The organism is Cupriavidus sp. 09_S30 (genome assembly GCF_056930435.1).
Genome location: NZ_JBXOWI010000002.1, coordinates 498,560 through 517,320, shown reverse-complemented (window position 1 = coordinate 517,320; position 18,761 = coordinate 498,560). Strand labels below are relative to the sequence as shown.

At 67.7% G+C, this 18,761-nt stretch carries 15 protein-coding genes; 4 read left to right on the top strand and 11 right to left on the bottom strand.

Going from position 1 to position 18,761, the window contains the following annotated elements; translation table 11 throughout:
• Positions 1 to 271: 271 nt before the first annotated feature.
• The 5 genes from AC1Z3O_RS22470 to AC1Z3O_RS22450 all read right to left on the bottom strand — a co-directional run bounded on the left by AC1Z3O_RS22470 (position 272) and on the right by AC1Z3O_RS22450 (position 5,357).
• Complete coding sequence (locus AC1Z3O_RS22470) at positions 272 to 1,702, bottom strand: CoA transferase (protein ID WP_483518087.1); 1,431 nt, start codon at positions 1,700 to 1,702, stop codon at positions 272 to 274.
• Positions 1,703 to 1,931: 229 nt separating this feature from the next.
• The gene (locus tag AC1Z3O_RS22465; RefSeq protein ID WP_483518086.1) at positions 1,932 to 2,741 is read right to left on the bottom strand and encodes an RES family NAD+ phosphorylase; all 810 of its coding nucleotides are present in this window, start codon (positions 2,739 to 2,741) and stop codon (positions 1,932 to 1,934) included.
• Complete coding sequence (locus AC1Z3O_RS22460; RefSeq protein ID WP_483518085.1) at positions 2,734 to 3,414, bottom strand: hypothetical protein; 681 nt, start codon at positions 3,412 to 3,414, stop codon at positions 2,734 to 2,736. The genes AC1Z3O_RS22465 and AC1Z3O_RS22460 overlap by 8 nt, the downstream gene beginning before the upstream one ends.
• An 81-nt stretch (positions 3,415 to 3,495) precedes the next feature.
• Positions 3,496 to 4,695: a DJ-1/PfpI family protein gene (locus AC1Z3O_RS22455; protein WP_483518084.1), complete on the bottom strand. Its 1,200-nt coding sequence runs from the start codon at positions 4,693 to 4,695 to the stop codon at positions 3,496 to 3,498.
• Positions 4,696 to 4,703: 8 nt separating this feature from the next.
• Complete coding sequence (locus AC1Z3O_RS22450) at positions 4,704 to 5,357, bottom strand: DJ-1/PfpI family protein (RefSeq protein ID WP_483518083.1); 654 nt, start codon at positions 5,355 to 5,357, stop codon at positions 4,704 to 4,706.
• Positions 5,358 to 5,567: 210 nt separating this feature from the next.
• Between AC1Z3O_RS22450 and AC1Z3O_RS22445 the strand changes: the two genes are divergently transcribed.
• Positions 5,568 to 6,563, top strand: coding sequence for a GlxA family transcriptional regulator (locus AC1Z3O_RS22445; protein ID WP_483518082.1), 996 nt, complete (start codon positions 5,568 to 5,570; stop codon positions 6,561 to 6,563).
• 66 nt (positions 6,564 to 6,629) lie between these two features.
• On the opposite strand, the gene AC1Z3O_RS22440 is transcribed toward AC1Z3O_RS22445, so the two are convergent.
• Positions 6,630 to 7,550 carry a DMT family transporter gene (locus AC1Z3O_RS22440; RefSeq protein ID WP_483518081.1) on the bottom strand — a complete coding sequence of 307 codons (921 nt, stop codon included), beginning with the start codon at positions 7,548 to 7,550 and terminating at the stop codon, positions 6,630 to 6,632.
• Positions 7,551 to 7,954: 404 nt separating this feature from the next.
• Here AC1Z3O_RS22440 and AC1Z3O_RS22435 point away from each other — a divergent pair, with 404 nt between their 5' ends.
• Both AC1Z3O_RS22435 and AC1Z3O_RS22430 read left to right on the top strand, forming a co-directional pair.
• Complete coding sequence (locus tag AC1Z3O_RS22435; RefSeq protein WP_483518080.1) at positions 7,955 to 11,356, top strand: adenylate/guanylate cyclase domain-containing protein; 3,402 nt, start codon at positions 7,955 to 7,957, stop codon at positions 11,354 to 11,356.
• 105 nt (positions 11,357 to 11,461) lie between these two features.
• Positions 11,462 to 11,824, top strand: a complete 363-nt coding sequence (locus tag AC1Z3O_RS22430; protein WP_483518079.1) for a DUF3307 domain-containing protein — start codon at positions 11,462 to 11,464, stop codon at positions 11,822 to 11,824.
• A gap of 102 nt (positions 11,825 to 11,926) precedes the next feature.
• Here AC1Z3O_RS22430 and AC1Z3O_RS22425 read toward each other — a convergent pair whose 3' ends face one another.
• From AC1Z3O_RS22425 to AC1Z3O_RS22415, 3 genes are read right to left on the bottom strand one after another with little or no spacing between them, the layout of a single operon-like run.
• Positions 11,927 to 12,940, bottom strand: coding sequence for a tripartite tricarboxylate transporter substrate binding protein (locus AC1Z3O_RS22425; RefSeq protein WP_483518078.1), 1,014 nt, complete (start codon positions 12,938 to 12,940; stop codon positions 11,927 to 11,929).
• Between the two features lie 41 nt (positions 12,941 to 12,981).
• Positions 12,982 to 14,172, bottom strand: coding sequence for a CaiB/BaiF CoA transferase family protein (locus AC1Z3O_RS22420; RefSeq protein ID WP_483518077.1), 1,191 nt, complete (start codon positions 14,170 to 14,172; stop codon positions 12,982 to 12,984).
• A 9-nt stretch (positions 14,173 to 14,181) separates the two neighbouring features.
• Positions 14,182 to 15,129 (bottom strand): hydroxymethylglutaryl-CoA lyase, encoded by a 948-nt coding sequence (locus AC1Z3O_RS22415; RefSeq protein WP_483518076.1) that lies wholly within the window; start codon positions 15,127 to 15,129, stop codon positions 14,182 to 14,184.
• Positions 15,130 to 15,343: 214 nt separating this feature from the next.
• Between AC1Z3O_RS22415 and AC1Z3O_RS22410 the strand changes: the two genes are divergently transcribed.
• Positions 15,344 to 16,318 (top strand): LysR family transcriptional regulator, encoded by a 975-nt coding sequence (locus tag AC1Z3O_RS22410; protein ID WP_483518075.1) that lies wholly within the window; start codon positions 15,344 to 15,346, stop codon positions 16,316 to 16,318.
• A 31-nt stretch (positions 16,319 to 16,349) separates the two neighbouring features.
• Here AC1Z3O_RS22410 and AC1Z3O_RS22405 read toward each other — a convergent pair whose 3' ends face one another.
• Positions 16,350 to 17,906: an MFS transporter gene (locus AC1Z3O_RS22405; protein WP_483518074.1), complete on the bottom strand. Its 1,557-nt coding sequence runs from the start codon at positions 17,904 to 17,906 to the stop codon at positions 16,350 to 16,352.
• A complete protein-coding gene (locus AC1Z3O_RS22400; RefSeq protein ID WP_483518073.1) occupies positions 17,903 to 18,412 on the bottom strand; it encodes a MerR family transcriptional regulator in 510 nt (169 codons plus the stop codon). Before AC1Z3O_RS22400 ends, AC1Z3O_RS22405 begins: the two co-directional genes overlap by 4 nt.
• Positions 18,413 to 18,761 lie beyond the last annotated feature (349 nt).

Here is an 18,761-nt window from a genome sequence, read left to right as displayed (position 1 = left end):
AGAGTTAAGTGAATCTCTACAACAGCGCGGCCATGCCCTAATGCCATTCAGTTGAACGCTGAAGCTTGTTCCCCCGTCGTCTCCGTCGTCCCCGCGCAGGCGGGACCCAGTTGCTTTAACGGCGCCAACGCACGAAGGACGCTGGGTTGCGAGCTGGCGCTCGCCGTGCGGGCCGTCCTGCGGGCGGGCCCGCCCCTTCCCCCTCTCGCTGACACTTCCGCTGGCAACTCCGCGGCAGCGCACTGCGCACGCGCGCCGTCCGGGCCGCGCGTCAGCGCCCGCTCTCCCACTCCGGCTGGCATGACCCGAGCGCGCCCGCCGGCAGTTCCCAGCGCATCGGCACGCCCGCGATCGCCATCGGCATCCGCAGCCGCTGCGCCGGCCCCCAGGCGGTGTGCTCGACATGGGCATCGAGATCAGCCGGCGCTTCAGCCGCCAGCGTGCCGGCGGTGCCCGGCAGCGCAGCGCCCGGCGCCGCCGGGTGCGCGATGAGCAAACCCGCCGTGCGCGCCAGCGACGCGCGCGCGCTGCATCCCGCCCCGCTCGCCAGGCGCCGCGTCAAGCCCCGGATCACAGCGGCCGCCATCAGGTAGCCGGTGGCATGGTCGATCGCCTGGCCAGGCAGCGGCACGGGCCGCTCGCTTGCGCTCACACGCATGCCCGCATCGGCGATGCCGCTGCTCATCTGCACCAGGCTGTCGAAGCCGCGCCGGCCCTGCCACGGACCGCTCCAGCCGTAGGCATCGAGCGAAACGTCGATCAGCGCGGGATTCAGCTCGCGGCGCCGCGCCGCATCCAGCCCAAGGCGCGCCAGCGCGTCGGGCCGATAGCCATGCACCAACACGTCGGCCCCGCGCAGCAGTTGCTCCAGGCGCGCGCGGTCCGCCGCCTGCTTGAGGTCCAGGCGCGCGCAGCGCTTGCCCGCCACCACCTCGGGCACCGTGCCCGGCTCCTCCCAGCCCGGCGGATCGATGCGCAGCACCTCGGCGCCGAAACCGGCCAAGAAGCGCGTGGCGACCGGGCCCGCCAGGATGCGCGTCAGGTCGAGCACGCGGATGCCGCGCAGCGGCCGCTCCGGCGCCAGCGGCCACGCCGGCGCGCCCACGCCGCCGGCCACCTCCAGGTGCAGCAGCGGCTCGGCCGCCACCGCCCTGCCCTGCGGATGCGCGGCCCACTGCTCGACCGAGCGCATCACCGCCGCGCAGCCCTTGTTGGCCACGACTGCCGCCTCGAGTTCATCGGCGCGCCAGCGCGACACCGCACGCGCCACGGCAGCGCGGTCGACGGGCGCATCCAGCACCGCCAGCGCCGCATCGCGGTGATGCGGCGCATTGGTGTGCAGGCGGATCCAGCCATCCGCCGCCAGGTAGTCGCCTGCCACCGGATCCCACTGCGGCGGCAGCGACCAGCCTTGCGGGCGCAGCGAGGTCAGGAACCAGAACGAGGCCAGGCGGCGATCGATGGTAACCGCCGGCCATTGCCCTGACGATGCGGCCACCAGCTCGGCCACCGCCAGGCTCGCCGCGCCGACCGCGCCGGCGGCGAAATCGGTGAAAGCGAACGCCGAAGGCGCCGCGCCGGCGCCGGTGAAATTCAGTCTTGCCAGGTCGCAGGCGTCCCCGCCCGCCGCCAACCAGAATTCACGCAGCAGGTGCGCCGCGGTGGAAGGATCGGCAAGGCTTGTGGTGGCTTCGTTGTGCATGATCGGGCAGAGGTTGTGGGCTCGCTCAGCAGGATAGGCTCGCCAGCGGGCCAGTCAATCTTGATTGATTCGATCAATATGTCTAGGCAGGCCGGTTCACGGAAGGCCGGCCTTTCGGCGGCCTCCACCGCTTTAACGCAGCAGGCATGACCGGTGCGGCCGGGCAGACATGGCTGCGTCGAAACCCCTATGCCTGTCCTCATGGAGACAGCCGCTACGGCGAAGCGATTCAGGTCTTCTTGCGCTTCGTCCCGGATGATCGTTGCGCCGCGGGCGTGGGAGCCGGCGCGGGCGACGATGCGCTCACGCCGCCGATGCCGGGCACGATATCGACGCCGATCCGTTCAGCGAGATCCAATACCGCCTCGTAGGTGGCTTCATGCGAAACAAGGCCGAGCGAATCGCCGCTTTGCCTGAGCACCCCCGGCTTGATACGGTCGCCAAATAGCATCAGTGCCAGCGCGCTATCGTCTTGGCGGGAGGTCCAGAGCAGTCCTTGCGCATCCAGGCATTGCGCGTGCAAAGCAGCGGCCCAGGCACGGGTGGCCGGATACTGGTCCTTCTCGGTATCGATCAGCGCATTGCGGGCAGTGCCGAGCTTGCGCAGGGCGACGCTGCGCAGGTCGATCAGCTTCAGGGGCTCTGCAGCCTCGATCTGCGAATGGAGCTGGCCGGCGAGCTTAGACTTGTCGTAGATCTTGGGACCCGCCGCATGCGGCACGTCGTGGAACACGGTTTCCATTGCGGCGCAATCGAATGAAGAACCGCCATACAGTGTCGGAACCGGCTGCCCGGCGGCACTCAGGATCAGACTGAAGCGGGCGTTGCCTGCGATGCCGGGGTTGAATCGGTCACCCGCGTACTTGTCCAGATGGATGCGATGTATGGTCCGCTCGGCGGACCACGTGGTCCACGAGACAGCCAGCCTTCCAGTCGGCGGCGGTTTCACGGTAGCGCTGCCGTCTTCGGCCTCGCTCTTGGGACCGTCCTTCGACGCTTTCCTCGATTCCTGCGCTGGCCCGCCCATCGGCTTAGCCATGGGCCACGCCCTCGCGCTCGTCCCGGGCGGCGGCGATCACGCGTTCGGGGTGGGCCTCTAGCAGATCCTGCGGGCGCTTGCCGCCCAGGAAGCCATTGGCACTCAAGAACCAAGCCGCCAGGGCCCAGCCATCCTTGCTGCCATCAAACGCACGTAGCACCTCGGTCATCGCCTTACGCGGCCGGTAGCCTGTGGATGGGTCCAGGCCGTAGCCCGGGAAGTAGTCCACGCCATGGTGCCGCAAGGCAAAGATAGCGCCGTCGCGCTTCCATTTATTCGGCTGGGCGCTCGGGTTGCTGGCGCTGAATCCAGCCAGTTCGGCGACCTGCGGCGCAGTCAGCCAGTCCGCTCCCGTGAGGATGGCCGTGCGCGCCCGCCCCATCATCGCGGCTTCGCGGAGCAGGGCCGGACGCGGCGGTTCGACAGGCACGAGCGCGTCGACCAGGGTCTCCAGAGTATGCTGTTCACGCCGAAGGATGGCGGCATCCACCAGGGTGGCAAGACTGGACAAGGTACTTTGCAGGGCACGCACCGCGCGCTTGCTGCCATGAGCGATGGTCACGGCCACCACCTGCCCGTCATCTGTGTCCGCAAGTTGCCGGCGCACCTGCTTGGGGCTGCCCGATAGGGTGGCCACCCCTTCCAGTTCGGAATGTGCGTACTCGGTCGTCATGGCGCCCTTGCTCGATGAGATTGATTACTTAGAAATCATTGTAATCTATCTAACCGACAATGGCGGACGCGCCTTCGGCACTCAGTTCCTGGATCCAGTGCCCCGTCGCCAGTCGCCCGGATACTCCAGCTGCAGCGCGACGAAGTCCGCGGTGTCGGCGCCATAGCGCTGCGCGATATCCCGCAGCGTGGCGTCCAGTGCCGGCACCGCCGCCAGCGCGGACGCGTGCGCCGTGGCCTGCGGCAGGGCTGCGCCGGCCGCGTCGCCACGGTCCGGCAGGAAGACCAGGCCGCTGCGCAGGCGCACGCCCGCCAGCGCTGGCGCGATCGCCAGGACCCGCGTGCGGTAGGTGCGCGCAAAGGCATCGGCAGCCAGGGCCAGCGCGATGTCGTCGCCGCCGGCTTGCAGCGCCGCGCCAAGGTCTTCGTGCCGCCAGAATTCCAGGGTATTGCGCGCCGCCGTGTACAGGTGCCGCGCCCCGAGCCGGAATGGCGTGGCAGCGTAGGCGTCCGACCAGCCCGCGGCGCCGATGCGGCGTGCCACCTCGGCCGCACGCGCGGTCCCGCCGATGGCCTCGATCAGTGCGAGCGAGACGGGAATGGAGGCCGTGACGCCGGTGGTCGTCACCACCTTGCCGTCGGCCACGTAACGCCGGTCGTCCACCCATCGCGTGTCGGGAAACTGCCGGGCCAGGGCGCTGCGCGAGTACCAGTGCCCGGTGGCCCGGTGCCCCCGCAGCACCCCGGCGCGCGCCAGCACCCAAACGCCATCGCAGATGCCGACCAGCGTCGCGCCCTTGTCGCGCTGCTGCCGCACCCAGGCGAGCAGCGCGGGATCGTCATCTTCGTGCACGGCCGGCACCACTACATAGTCGGCGCCAGCGGGATAGCGGCTGTCGAACTCTGCGATGGTGGCATCCGCCTGCACGGTGAACGCCGGGAACAGCCGCACGGGGCCCGGCCCGGTGCCCAGCGCGAAGACATCCGCCACGTCGGCCAGCTTGAGCACGCCGTAGGGCACCACGTAGTCGGTCAGCTCGGTGAAGGCATTGTGGCCGACAACGGCGACGACGGGGCGCGTACGCCCGGGATGCAGCGGCGCGGCTTCGATTCGGGCTTGAGGCTCCCCGCCCGGAGAAGCATAGGCGGCCTGGGTGAAGGGTGCGGACGCGGGAGACGACGTACTCGATGCCGGCGGCGCGGCGGGTGCGCGGCTCGTGCCGGTGAACACGACGGCAGCCAGCAGCACCACAGCCAGGAAGCGCAGGCCGCGCGGCAGCATCGCCGCCCTCATGCGAGCCGCGCGACCGCCGCGTCCAGGCCGGCGCGGGCCAGCGCGATGGTCTCGGCCTGCGCCAGTTCCGGCCGGCCGCAGTCGAATGGAGGCGCCGGCGCGTATTCCAGCATCAGCGTGATCGCCTGCGCCTGCTCGCGCCCATGGGTCAAGGCCACGAGCTGCAGCGCGAAGTCGATGCCCGCCGTGACGCCGCCGCCCGTCAGGCGGTTGCGGTCCTGCACGATGCGCCCCGCATCGGGAATCGCGCCGAAGCGCGGCAGGTGCTCGCGGTAGTTCCAGTGGCAGGCGGCGCGATAGCCTGCCAGCAGGCCGGCGGCACCCAGCAGCAGCGAGCCGGAGCACACGCTGGTGAGCCAGCGCGCCTCGCTGCCCTGGCGGCGCAGCCAGGCCAGGGTCGCTTCGTCGCGGATGGCGAGCAGCGTGCCCGGGCCGCCGGGGACGCACAGGATGTCCAGCGGCGGGCAGGCATCGAAGTCGGTGGTCGGCGTCAGAGCGATGCCGCCGTCGCAGGGCACGCTCGTCCTGTCCTTGGCGACCAGGTGGATGGTGGCACCGGGCAGGTGGGAGAAGACCTGCGCGGGACCGGTGAGATCCAGCTGCGTCAGGTGCGGATAGAGAAGAAAGCCGATGGTCAACGGCTGGTGCATGGCATGCCTCCGAGGGATGGTGAGGCCCGTGCGGCCGCAGCGGCCGGCGCGGGTGTCGGATACCGAGTATCTTGACACCTCGGTTTGGCGGCAATGACAATGACTTGTCGATTCCTGCCAAACCCTGCAAGGCTGCCAGAACACGCCAGAACGCCTCTCGGCAGTCTCTCTGCAGCCTCTGCAGGAAACCACGCCATCGCCGCGCCCGCCATGCCACCAGACTCCCCCAAGCCGCAGCCAGCCCTCAAGCCGACGCGCCTGCGCCAAGTGGCGCTGGTGGCCTTCCCCTCCTTCCAGATGCTGGACATCGCCGGCCCGGCGGACGTGTTCGCCATGGCCAACGCCTATCACGTGGAGCCGGCCTATCGCGTGGCGCTGGTCTCGGCCACAGGCGGGCCCGTGGCCGCCTCCAACGGCATCGTGCTGCAGACCGAGCCGGTGGCTGCCGTGCCGGCGCGCGGCGTGGATACCTGCATCATCGCCGGCGGCGAACGCGACGGCCTGGTCGCCGCCGTCTCCGACGCCACCCTGGCCGGCTGGGTGCGGCAAGTCAGCGAGGGCGCACGGCGCTATGGCTCGGTCTGCACGGGGGCGTTCGCGCTGGCGCAATGGGGCCTGCTCGATGCGCGCCGCGCGACCACGCACTGGGCGGCCGCCCAATTGCTGCAGCGCTACTATGAGAACGTCGAGGTCGAGGCGGATGCGCTGTACGTGCAGGATGGCAAGGTCTGGACCTCGGGCGGCGTGACCTCGGGCATCGACATGTGCCTGTCCATGGTGGAGCAGGACCTGGGGCGCTGGGTCGCCACGAGAGTCGCCAAGCAATTGATCCTGGCGGTGCGGCGCATGGGCAACCAGTCGCAGTATTCGGTGGCGCTGGGCGCGCAATCCGGGCAGTACGCGGAACTGGTGGACTGGATGCGGGCCCGCCTCGGCGAGCCCATCGACGTGCAGGCGATGGCCGACCAGGCGGGCGAGTCCCCGCGCAGCTTCCACCGCCGCTTCCTCAAGGCCAGCGGCATGACGCCGCACGCCTTCCTGGAGGTGCTGCGGCTGCAGGCGGCGCGCAGCCGGCTGGAGGCAGGCGAGTCGATCAAGGCCGTCGCGCACGCCACGGGTTTCGGTTCGGAAGCCCATCTGGCGAAGGCCTTCCGGCGCCGCTTCGACCTGACGCCCTCGCAATACCGGGCGCAATTCGCCCCGTAGCGCGGCGCGAGTGGCATCGCGACCTCAACGACGCGCCCTATGGGCAGCGCGTGCCGCCCCGCAATCTCACAGGCCGGGCGACTCGCCATTGGGCCCGGTCACCCCTTGGCCCGCCCTGCGCGCCACGCGCGGCGGCGCCGGCTTGCGCAAGCCCGCAGCGACGATCGCGGCAACGATGACGGCCGCGCCCAGCAAGGTGCGGACGCTGGGCTGCTGCCCGAACAAGGCCCAGGCAAAGGCGATGGCGTAGACGGGCTCCAGCGCAACCACCATGCCGACGGTGCGCGCCTGCAACCACGCGAGGCTGGATACGAACAGGGAGTGCGCCAGCCCCGTGCAGAACACGCCCAGCACCGCCAGCCAGAACCATGCGCCGGCGGACAGGCCGGACAACTGCCCGGCGGCGAAGGGCAGCGTGACCAGCGCCACCACTAGGTTCTGCCCGCAGGCCACCTGCATCGGGTCCATGTCGCCGGCCATGTGCCGGTTGGCCAGCGCCAGCAAGGCGAACGACAGGCCGGATGCGATCCCCCAGGCCAGCCCCGCCGTGCCACGGTCAGACAGGTCCAGCGATGGCGTCACCAGCACCAGGCCGGCCGTGACCAACCCCAGCAGCAGCCATTCGGCGGGCCGCACCGTCTCGCGGAAGACCGCCGCCTCCAGCAAGGTGATGAACGCCGGGAAGCTGGCGAAGCCCAGGGTCGCGACGGCCACGCCGCCCACCTTTACCGCCACAAAGAACGTGACCCAGTGCAGCGCCATCAGGCATCCCGAGACGCCCAGCGCCGTGGCGCGCCGCATGCCGAGCCGGCCCAGCGCCGGTCGGCCCCGCAGCCGGGCCGCCAGCGCCAGCACGCCCGCGGCGAACGCCGCCCGGCCCATGGTGATGACGACCGCGCTGGCATGGATCTCTGTGCCGAGCACGCCGACCAGGCCGAACAGCAAGGCGACCAGATGAACGTAGGCGAGAGCGCGTCGGTGCGTCATTGCGGGATGGCAGCCAGGAAGGAAGAAGCCGACTCACAGGCCGGCACGCCGTATGATCGCATGCCGTGCGGCGGCAAACCGTCATGGGATGACAGATGACGGCACCTCGCCCGGGCAGTCGGGCGGCCGGGCATGCCCGCACCAGCGGCGGCGCGGCCGCCGCACGCCCCTGCCCTGCTCAGCGGCCGACCCGCAACTGCAGGCTTGCGGGATAGCGGCTCGCCTGGGCCTCGGGCTTCTGCGCCAGCAGCCATGCAATGGCGATCTGCGCACGCGTCATCTGCTTGCGCGCCGCGCCCGGCAATCGCGATAGCCGCAGGGGGGCTCACTTGCCCCCGACGGACCGCTTGCGCGCGAACACGACGGAGCCTCTAATTGACCTGAGGAAGTTCCAAGGAGGCCCCATGGCGCGATGCACAAAATGTGGCTTCGAGAATGCGGTTGGCGCCAATTTTTGCCAGCAGTGCGGCTCCAGGCTGGCACGCCTCTGCTCGCGCTGTGGGCACACACTGGATCCGACCGCGCGCTTCTGCAGTGCGTGCGGCGAACCCGTCGGCGAAGTGCCGCAAGTATCGTCCGCGCCACCCATTCATTACACCCCACCCCACCTCGCCGAGCGCATCCTTGCCGAGCAGGCAGCCATGGAAGCCAGGGGCGCCACAGCCGGGGAGCGCAAGACCATCACGGCGCTGTTCGCGGACATGGCCGGCTCGACGGCGCTGATCCACGACCTGGACCCGGAAGAAGCACGCCGCCTGATCGATCCTGTCGTGGCCCTGATGATGGAGGCCGTGCACCACTATGAGGGCTATGTCGCCAAGTTGCTGGGCGATGGCATCCTGGCCCTTTTTGGCGCACCGATTGCCCACGAAGACCATCCCCAGCGCGCTCTGTATGCCGCGTTGCGCATGCAGGAGGCAATGCGGCGCCACAGTGACCGCATTCGTCTGGAGCAAGGCATCCCCCTCCAGATTCGGGTGGGCATCCACACCGGAGAGGTGGTCGTGCGCTCCATCCGCCGGGACGACCTGCACACCGACTACGATCCGGTGGGTCACACAATCCATATCGCCTCACGGATGGAGAGCATCGCCACACCTTCGTCCATTCTCGTGAGCGACGCGGTCCGCAAGCTCACCGAGGGGTACTTCGACTTCAAAGCCCTGGGGGCAACCCAGGTCAAGGGCATTCCGGAGCCGCTCGCCGTGTACGAGGTGCTGCGTCCTGGGGCGTTACGCACACGCCTGCAGGTGTCGCAGCGTCGCGGTCTGGCGCGATTCGTCGGACGCCAGGTCGAGCTGGCGCAATTGCATGGCGCCCTGGACCGGGCCAAGGCGGGAAGCGGGCAGATCGTGGGCGTGGTCGGCGAGGCCGGGGTCGGGAAGTCCCGTCTGTTCCACGAGTTCAAGGTGCTGTCACAGCGCGGTTGCATGGTGCTGGAGACCTTCTCGGTCTCGCACGGCAAGTCTTTTGCCTATCTGCCGCTGATCGAACTGTTGAAAAACTACTTCCAGATCGAGGCAGAGGACGATGAGCGGCGCTGCCGGGAAAAGGTGGCGGGCCGGGTGCTGATGCTCGATCGCTCGCTGGAAGATCTCCTGCCCTACCTGCTCCATTTGCTGGGTATCGCCGACCCCGGCTCGGCACTACCCAATATGGATTCCGGAATCCGCCGCCAGCGAACCTTCGAGGCCATCACTCGCCTGCTGGTCCGTGAAAGCCACAATCAGCCGCTCCAACTGCTGTTCGAAGACCTGCAATGGTTGGACAACGAAACCGAGGCCTTCCTGGATGTGCTCGTCGACCACCTGGCCGGCGCCAGGATTCTGCTTCTGCTGAATTACCGCCCTGAGTATCAGCATGGCTGGCATCTGAAGGCCTGCTACACAAACCTCCGGCTGGATCCGCTGGGCCAGGTCGAGGCCCAGGAACTGCTTGCCGCACTGCTTGGGGATGATCCCGCCCTTGTGCCTCTGAAGGCGCTCATCATGGAGAAGACCGAGGGCAATCCATTTTTCATGGAGGAGGTGGTGCAGACGCTCTCAGAAGAGAAGGCATTGCTGGGCGAGCCCGGTCACTATCGCATCGAGAAGACGCCCACCGCGCTGCATATCCCCACCACCGTACAGGGCGTCCTGGCTGCACGTATCGACCGCCTGCCGCCCGCCGAGAAAGGTCTGTTACAGACCCTCGCCGTGATCGGCAAGGAGTTTCCGCTGAGCCTGATCGAGCGGGTCGTCGCGCAATCGGAAGACCAGCTCCGCCATCTCCTGTCACGCCTGGAGGCCGGCGAATTCATTTACGAGCGGCCGGCCTTCCCCGACATGGAATACACGTTCAAGCATGCGCTCACCCAGGAGGTTGCCGGCAGCTCGCTGCTCACGGAACAACGTACCGCGGTACATGAACGCACGGCGCAGGCCATCGAGGCCCTCTTCCATCATCGGCTGAATGACTACGCCAGCGAGCTGGCCCGGCACTACAGCCTCAGCGGGAATGACCCCAAAGCTGTCGAGTACCTGCAATGCAGTGGACAGCAGGCCCTGCAGCGCTCCGCTTATCAGGAAGCGATCCGCCAGCTCGCGGCAGCCCTGACATTGCTCAGGCGCCTGCCGGACAACCCGGAGCGCGATCACCGAGAAATCGCATTGCAGCTTGCCATCGGGCCGGCGCTGATTGCAGCCAGGGGATTTGCCTCGCCGGAGGTGGAGGCAGCCTATAGCCGCGCCCTGGCATTGTGCGGCCAAGTCGGCGAAACCACCCAGCTCTTCCCGACCCTGGCCGGCCTGCGCAGCCATTTCTCCCTGCGCGCAGAACACGCAAGAGCCTACAAATTAGGGAAGCGGATGATCAGCCTGGCAGAGAAGGCGCAAGACCTCGATTTGTTCGGCGAGGCTGACGCCTCACTTGGAACAACCTTGTACTTCTCAGGCAGATTCAGGTCGGCAAATGCCCATCTTGACCATGCGATCTCGCACTACTCTGCGAAGCCGCTTCACGCCCACCTGACGTTCTATGGCATTGCCCCGGAGATCCGTACGTTCTCGGTTTTAGCCCTGGTCCTCTGCACGCTCGGCTGTCCTGACCAGGCCAGCAAGCATGCGCAAACATCCCTGGTATTGGCCCGGGAGCTTTCGCACCCCTTCAGCCTGGGTCAAACTCTATGCCTGGTGGCGGAGATGCACGTGTTACGTCGCGAGCCGGGCCTCACGCAAGAGTTGGCCGAGGCCGCCATCGCGCTCTCGACCGAGCACGGCTTCCCGGTCTGGCTGGCCTGGGGAAAGATCCTTCGCGGCTGGGCACTGGCCGGCCAGGGGCGCCTGGAGGGGGGCATCGAGCTGATGCGCGAAGGGCTAGCAGACTATCTCGCCACCGGAGCAAAGCTCGCGCAGTCGCACTTTCTGGCCCTGCTGGCGGAAGCCTATGGACGCATCGGACGCCTCGACGCGGGCATGAGCGCGCTTGCCGAAGCGAAAGCCATGGCAGAGACCACCGGAGAGCATTATTGCGAAGCCGAATTGCATCGGCTCGAGGGGGAACTGATACTGCATGCCTTGAACGACGGGACTCGCACCAGGGATGAAGCGGACGCCGTCGCGTGCTTTGAGAAGGCGATCGCTGTCGCGCGCCAGCAGGGCGCCAGGTTGCTGGAACTGCGGGCAAGCCTTGGCCGAGCGCGGTGCTGGCAGCGACAGGGCAAGACCGATGCGGCAATCCAAAGACTTGCCGAAATCCATGGCGGGTTCACCGAGGGATTCGACCTCGCTGACCTGAGTGAAGCCAAAGCAATGCTTGACAGCCATTAGCCATTGCGGCCGAGTACGGGCAAGCTGGTGTCCGTAACCACTATGTGCGCGGAGTGCAGTCGTTAGTGCGCACGGTCCGGCATGACTTTGGGTGGAGGACTGGCCATGGCGTTGCTGCTGCTATTCGCGCTGTTCACCAAGCATCTCGTATGCGACTTCCTGTGGCAGCCGGGCTGGATGCTGGCCGGCAAGGGCGACTTCCGGAGCCTGGGTGGCTATGCCCACGCGGGCCTGCATGGTCTGTGTACGGCTGCGCTCCTCGGTGGATTCGGTGTGACCTACTGGCTCTGGCTGGGGATCTTCGACGCTGTCGTCCACTACATGATCGATCGCTGGAAGGTGCGCCTCGGCCAACGCGCCAAGTTGACGCCGAATCTGCCGCAGTTCTGGTGGGCATTTGGCCTGGACCAGTACGCGCACGTGCTGACCTACCTTGCCATGGTCTGGCTAGTTGCGAGGCTGGACTGATTCGTTGGCTTCCAGACTCCCGACAGGACGACGCATTGCGCTACCGGAGCTGACGCGGCGGGTGACCGGCACGCCACCGCTCCGGCCTTATTCCTCCTTGCCTTATTCCACCTTGACGCCGGCGTGCCTTACCAAGTCCGCGTAGCGGTCCGCCTCCGCCCGGAAATAGCTCGCGGCTGCCTCCGGCGTGCCCGGCTTGACGACTGTCGCCTGCTTCTTCATCGCATCGACGACTTCCGGGCTGGTGAACGCGGTGGCAAACGCATCGTGCACGCGCTTCACGTCTGCTGGCTTCATATTGGCCGGGCCGATCACGGCGAACCAGCCTTCGACGTTGTAGCCAGGCAGGCCTTGCTCGGCGATGGTCGGAATTTCGGGCGCGGCGGGCGAGCGGGCCTCGCCGCACACACCGATCGCGCGCAGGGTGCCTGCCTTCAGGTGCGGCAGCGCGGCGTTCAGCGCCACCACGCCCATCTCCACCTGTCCTCCCAGCAGATCGGTGATCATCGGCCCTGTGCCCTTGTACGGCACATGCCGGGCCTTGACGCCCGCGTCGTTGAGGAACATCTCGCCGGCCAGATGGAGGATGGTGCCGTTGCCCGACGACGCCAGGTTGTAGGCGTCCGGCTTCGCCTTCATCAGCGCCACCAGTTCCTTCACATTACGGGCCGGCACCTTCGGATTGACCACCAGCACCAGCGGCGTGGCGCCGAGCACGCTGATCGGGGTGACATCCTTGACGGCATCGAATGGCATCGACTTGAAGACGCTCGGATTGATCACGTGGTTGTTCGAGACGAGGCCGAGCGTGCTGCCATCCGGCTGGGCCTTGACCACCGCCGCCGCGCCGCTGATGCCGCCCGCGCCCGGCAGGTTCTCGATCACCACGGGCTGGCCGAGCGCCCTGCCCAGTGCCGGGCCTGCGGCACGCGCGATGATGTCCACGCCGGAGCCGGCGCTGATCGGCAGGATCAGGCGCACCGGCCTGCCGCCCTGCGCGGCGGCCGGAAGCGCTAGCAGGCCAGCGGTGGCCAGCGCGGCCGCGCTGGCGGCCTTCAGGAATGTGCGGCGGGCAATGCCCGGGAATCGGGCTTGCCGCTCTGCGTAAGCGTGCATGGTTGTCTCCTCCATGTATCGGTCTGTGGTCCTGCGCCGCGTCAGGCGCGGCCTGGCCTGCCAAGTCGGCCGAGAATCTCCTCATTGTGTTCGCCGGCCCTCGGCAGCGGGCGGCGTACGCCCGGGCGGCGGCCATCCATCAGCAGCGGCAGCAGCACAGTCGGCGCAAGGGAGCCGTCGTCCACCTGCATGGGCACCAGCCCGCCGCTTGCCTTCAGGTGCGGATCGTCCAGCAGCTGGTCCGGACGCATGATGGGCGCATAAGGGATGCCGGCCGCCTCCAGCCGCGGCACCAGTTCCTCCGCGCGGTGGTGCTGCAGGATCGCGCCGAGCTGCTCCAGCAGTTGTGGGCGCACCGCGACGCGCGAGGCGTTGTCGGCGTACTCGGGCTTCTCCGCCAGCTCGGGATGGCCCAGCACCTTGCACAGCGTGACGAACTGCTTGTCGCTCACCGCGCCGATGAAGAGCTGCTCGTCCCCGCACAGCCGGAAGATGTCGTAGACGCTCCACGCCGACACGCGCGACGGCATCGGCGGTGGCGGTTCGCGCGTCATGTCGAACTGCTGCATATGCTGCGACGCCAGGAAGACGCAGTTCTCGAACAGCGCGCTCTGGATCTCCTGGCCCTTGCCGGTGCGGTCGCGCTCGCGCAGCGCAGCCAGCACGCCGATGGCGCCGAACATGCCGCCCATGATGTCGTTGACCGAGGTTCCGGCGCGCAGCGGCCGCCCCTGCGGGCCGGTCATGTAGGACAGGCCGCCCATCATCTGCACCACCTCGTCCAGCGCCAGCCTGTTCTCGTAGGGCCCGGGCAGGAAGCCCTTGTGCGAGACGTAGATCAGGTGCGGATACGCCGCCGACAGCGTCTCATAGCCGAGCCCGAGCTTCTGCATCAGCCCGGGACGGAAGTTCTCGAGCAGCACATCGCTCTGGCCCGCCAGTTCCGCCGCCGCGGCCCGTCCTTCTTCCGTGGTGATGTCCAGCACCACGCTCTTCTTGTTGCGATTGAAGGCGCGGAAGAAACCGATGCCCAGGCCCGGCAGCTTGCGCGTCTTGTCGCCGCCCGGCGGCTCGACCTTGATGACCTCGGCGCCGAGGTCGGCAAGGATCATGCCGCAGGTCGGGCCCATCACCATGTGCGTGAACTCCACCACGCGTATCCCTGACAGCGGCAGGGCCTGGCCGTCTTGTTGTCTGTCTTGTTGCCCGTCTTGTTCCTTGTCGTCGCGCATCTTCGTCTCTCAGGCTGCGGCGCGCGCAGTCGGCGCCGTGAAGGTCTTGGGCAGGCCAGCGCGCCACAGCGTGCCGTGCAGGGCCTCGCCCCGCAGCCAGCCTGCCACCCGCTCGCGCAACGCTAGCAGGCGTTCGATGTCGATGCCGGTGTCGATGCCCATGCTGCCCAGCATGTAGGCCAGGTCCTCGCTGGCGACATTGCCGCTGGCGCCGGGCGCATGTGGACAGCCGCCGATGCCGGCCAGGCATGCATCGAAGCGGGTCACGCCCGCCTGCAGCGCGGCCAGGACGTTGGCGAGGCCAAGTCCGCGCGTGTCATGGAAGTGGCCGCACCAGAAGCGGTCGCCGGCGATCGCGATGGCACGCGCGAACAAGTCGCGCACCCCGCCCGGGTCGGCATATCCGACGGTATCGGCGAGGCTGACGCGGTCGGCGCCGGCGTCGAGCAGGGCCTGCATGAGGCGCAGCACTTCGTCCGGCTCGACCCGGCCCTGGATGGTGCAGCCGAATGCCGTGCCGACCCCGCCCTCGATACGCGTTGCCGCCCCCGCGGCATCCCGCGCGGCACGGATGCGCGCCACTTCGGCCACCACCTCGTCCGGTGTCTTGCGCAGGTTGGCCAGGCTGTGCGCATGGCTGGCGGACAGCGGCACGATGATCAGGTCGGCGCCGCTCGCGATGGCGTCCTGCGCGCCGCGCAGATTGGGTACCAGCACGGAGACGAACAGGCCTGGCAAGGTGCGGGCGAACACCACCAGCTCGGCTGTGTCCGCCAGTTGCGGCAGCAGACGCGCCGGCACGAAGGACCCGACCTCGATCTCGCGCTGGCCGGCTGCGTAGGCAGCGCGGATCCAGTCCTTCTTCTGCTCGGTGGTCAGCATCGTCTGGATGCTCTGCAGGCCGTCCCGCAAACCGACTTCGCGGATCACGGCACGGCTGGGATAAGTCGCTGTCATGGCTGGAGAACCGTGGAAACACCCCCCAAGCAGGGGCGACGGAGCGACTGTATGACTTTCTTTCTCCGGAAGACAGCGACGATTCGTGCACGATATCTTTCCAAGCTGGAAAGTCTCAATAGCGCCACTCGCAACAGCCGATACATTCCCGATGCGCCAGCTCGCCCGCCGAATTAGCGATTAAGATTCCATTCCGGAACCCCAGAGCCCCGCCATGCGAGACCTTGACCTGACCACGCTGCGCCTGTTCGTTGCCGTATGCGAGACGCAGAACATGGCCCGCGCCGCCGAGCAGGCGCACATCGTGGCGTCCGCCATCAGCAAGCGCCTGGCCCAGCTCGAGGAAACGGTGGGCGCCACACTGCTGGAGCGGCGCCGGCGCGGCGTCATCCCGACGCCCGCCGGCGAAATTGTGCTGGCCCATGCGCGCGCCATGCTGGCCGCCGCCGACCGCGTGGCGCGCGACATGGCCGACTACGGTTCGGGCATCCGCGGCCAGGTCCGGCTGCTGGCTACCGTTTCGTCCATGGCCGAATCGCTGCCGGACGACATCGCGGCCTTCCTGCAGATGCCGGCCCATCGCGACATCGGCATCACCGTCGAGGAGTGCCTCAGCACCGATGTCGTGCGGTCCTTGCGCGAGGGATCCGCGCCCCTGGGGATCTGCTGGGATGCCGCCGACCTGGAAGGCTTCGAGACCCGGCCCTATCGCAGCGACCACCTGGCCGTCGTCGCCCATGCCTCGCATCCCCTGGCCCGGGCGCAAGCCTGCGACTTCGAGCAGACGCTTGCCTTCGACCATATCGGCATGCCGGCACAGACGGCGGTGCAGACCATGCTGTTACGCCATGCCGCCATCCTTGGACACCGAATCGCCTATCGCGCTGTCGTCTCGACCTTCGATGCCGCGCTGCGCTGCGTGCGGGCCGATCTCGGCATCACCATCATCCCGGCGGAGATCGCCCAGCCCATCGCGGCGGCCTTCGACCTGCGCGTCATTCCATTGCGCAATGACTGGGCGCGGCGGCGCTTCGCGATCTGCTTCCGCGACATCGCATCGCTCTCGCCCGTGGCGCGGCTGCTGGTCGAGTACCTGGAGACGTCGGCGGCCACGGCTGCGATGCCGGCCGCGCCGCCCCGGGCAACACCGCACGCAAACCCGCGGCGGACAAAGACGAACAGGCGCTAGGCATCGGTGCTTGTCGCACCTTGATGCGGCCTCAATCGATCTGCCTTTGCCACATCGCGAAGAGGCCGCCGCACACGGCGATGCCCATGACGAAGTAGAAGCCGTCGAGCGCGCTCAGGAAGCTCGCCTGCTGCGTCACCATGCGGCTGACCTCGACGAGCGCCAGGCGGCCCGCTTCGCCGGCGGTGTGGCCAAGCGTCTCGAAGGTCTGCGTCAGTCCGCGGAGTGTGTCCTGGTAGAGCGGATTGAACGGGTTCACGTTCTCGGCCAGACGCGCATTGTGAACGGCGAAGCGATGCTGGTCGAGCATGATCATGGTCGCCGTCGAAAGTGAAAAGGTCAGTTGCTTGACGATATTCTTGAAGCGGTAGCCATGCGTGAACTCCTCGGTGGCGAAGAGGCGGAAGGTGACATTGGCGGTGGGCAGCGCGATAAACAACAGCAGCAGGCCGCGCAGCACGAGAGGCGGCACCAGCCATGACTGGCTGACGCCGGGCGGCATCTTCATCATCCAGCCGCAGACCAGCGCCGCCAACAGGAAACCGGGAACGATCAGCCACTTCTTGTGCGCGATTCGCCCGGCATAGCGGAAGTAGACGAAGACCATCGGGATCGAGGCCAGCGACGTGAGCCCGACCAGCCTGCCGGCATTCTCCACGGGGTAGGCCAGCCCGCCTTCCAGAAAACGCGAAACGAGAAAGCCGATGGCTTGGCTCAGGTAATAGAAGGCGACGTACAGGGCGATGCCTGCCTGGAAGCTTCGTTCGCGCAGGGCATGCAGTCGCACGAGCGGCTTCGGGTGGTGCCATTGCTGCCACCCGAACCAGCCGAGCGCCAACAGGCCGGCCACGGTCAGGAGCAGGGGTTCGGGAGACGCGCTGAACAGCTCGAAGCGCACCTGCTGCATGACGATCTGCAAGGCCCCGAGGGCGAACGCAAAGACGATGTAGGGCCAGACATGCGATTCGCCGCGCAGCCGGGGATGGAGGCGCCCGAAGTGCGGCACCACGAGCCAGGCGAACAGGGAGAGGGATCCCCCCGCCACCGCCATGCACAGGAAGAGCGCGCGCCAGCCGAACAGCGCGACCATGTAGCCGCCGATCAGCGGGGCGAGCGCGCTCGCCAGCAGGATCATGAGCAGGAAGACGCGTATTGCGGCAGGACGCTCCTGCGGCGTGAACCGGGTCTGCAGAAGGATGCGGCAGGCACCCATCATGGGGCCGATGAAGTAGCCCTGTGCGCCGCGCGCGACGGCCAGCTCGATCGAGGACTCGCACAGGGCAGCCGCGACCGAGCCGGCCGCGAACAGCAGCAGGCTCGCGCTGATGTAGCGGCGATACCCGAGCCGCTCGATCCACCATTCCTGCTGGACGATGCCAAGCACGGAGGCCACGGCATAGGCGCTGGCCGACCAGACCAGCTCGTCCGGCGCTGCGTTGATGCCGCCCGCGATATAGCTGGTGAAGAATGAAAAGATCGTGTTGTCGAAATAGTCGAGCCCGGTGGCCAGCGCAATGAGCCACGGAAAGGCCTGCCGGCGCAGGCCCGCGATATCCAGCAGCGCCAGCCGGGATGGCGTCGCGCTCATGCCGGCCGGTCCTTGCCGTCGCGCGCGGTCCGGCCGCGCTTGCGGGCAGCCATGCGCTGCGGGAGCAGGTCTTCCGAGCGCTCTCCGGCGATTCTGCGCTGCAGGTAGTCGAGATCGTCGCTGAGCTCGCGCCGCAAGGCCTGTGCCGCCTTCAGTTCGCGGCGCACGGCCGCGATACGCGCATCCACGGCCTCGATCTGCTGCGCCAGCGCCGCGCCGGTCTGCTGCAAGGACGTCAGCGAATAGCCCTTGCGTCCTTCGCCTACAGTCTCGAGAGGCCGCTTGAGAAATTCGGCGATGGCCTGCAGGGAAAAGCCCAGCGAGCGCATGCGCAGGATGCGCGAGAACCTCTCCAGATCCTGCTCGCCGTAGAGGCGATAGCGCCCTTCGCTGCGGCTTGGCGTGGCAAGGCCGAGCTCCTCGTAGTACTTGAGCGTCCGCGGCGTCACCTGCAGCCGCTCGGCAGCGTCCCGGATCGTAAGAAGCGTGGGCTTTTCAGCGGACATGGGCGGAACGTGGAGAAGCATGTGTGATGCGAGACAAAGCGGATTGTAGCGCAACATGGACGTGAACGTACACGTTCATGCTTTGAGGCGGCGGATACTGCCAGGTTGCGGCCGCCCGCCGCTGCGTGCAACGTATGAGCCACATGAAATCCTACCTCGCGCCGATCTCCGGCACCCGGGTAAACGCCGCCTTTGATCCATCGGCCCTTTTCCTTATAGTTCCAAACATAGAACTAACCAATGCAAGGGACGGAGCGGGCCGGGACACCGGCCATCATGGCCGATACGGCTTACCGGATCCTCACCCGGCCCAGCCGCAGGACCATTGGCAGGTCCCTGCCCCACGGAA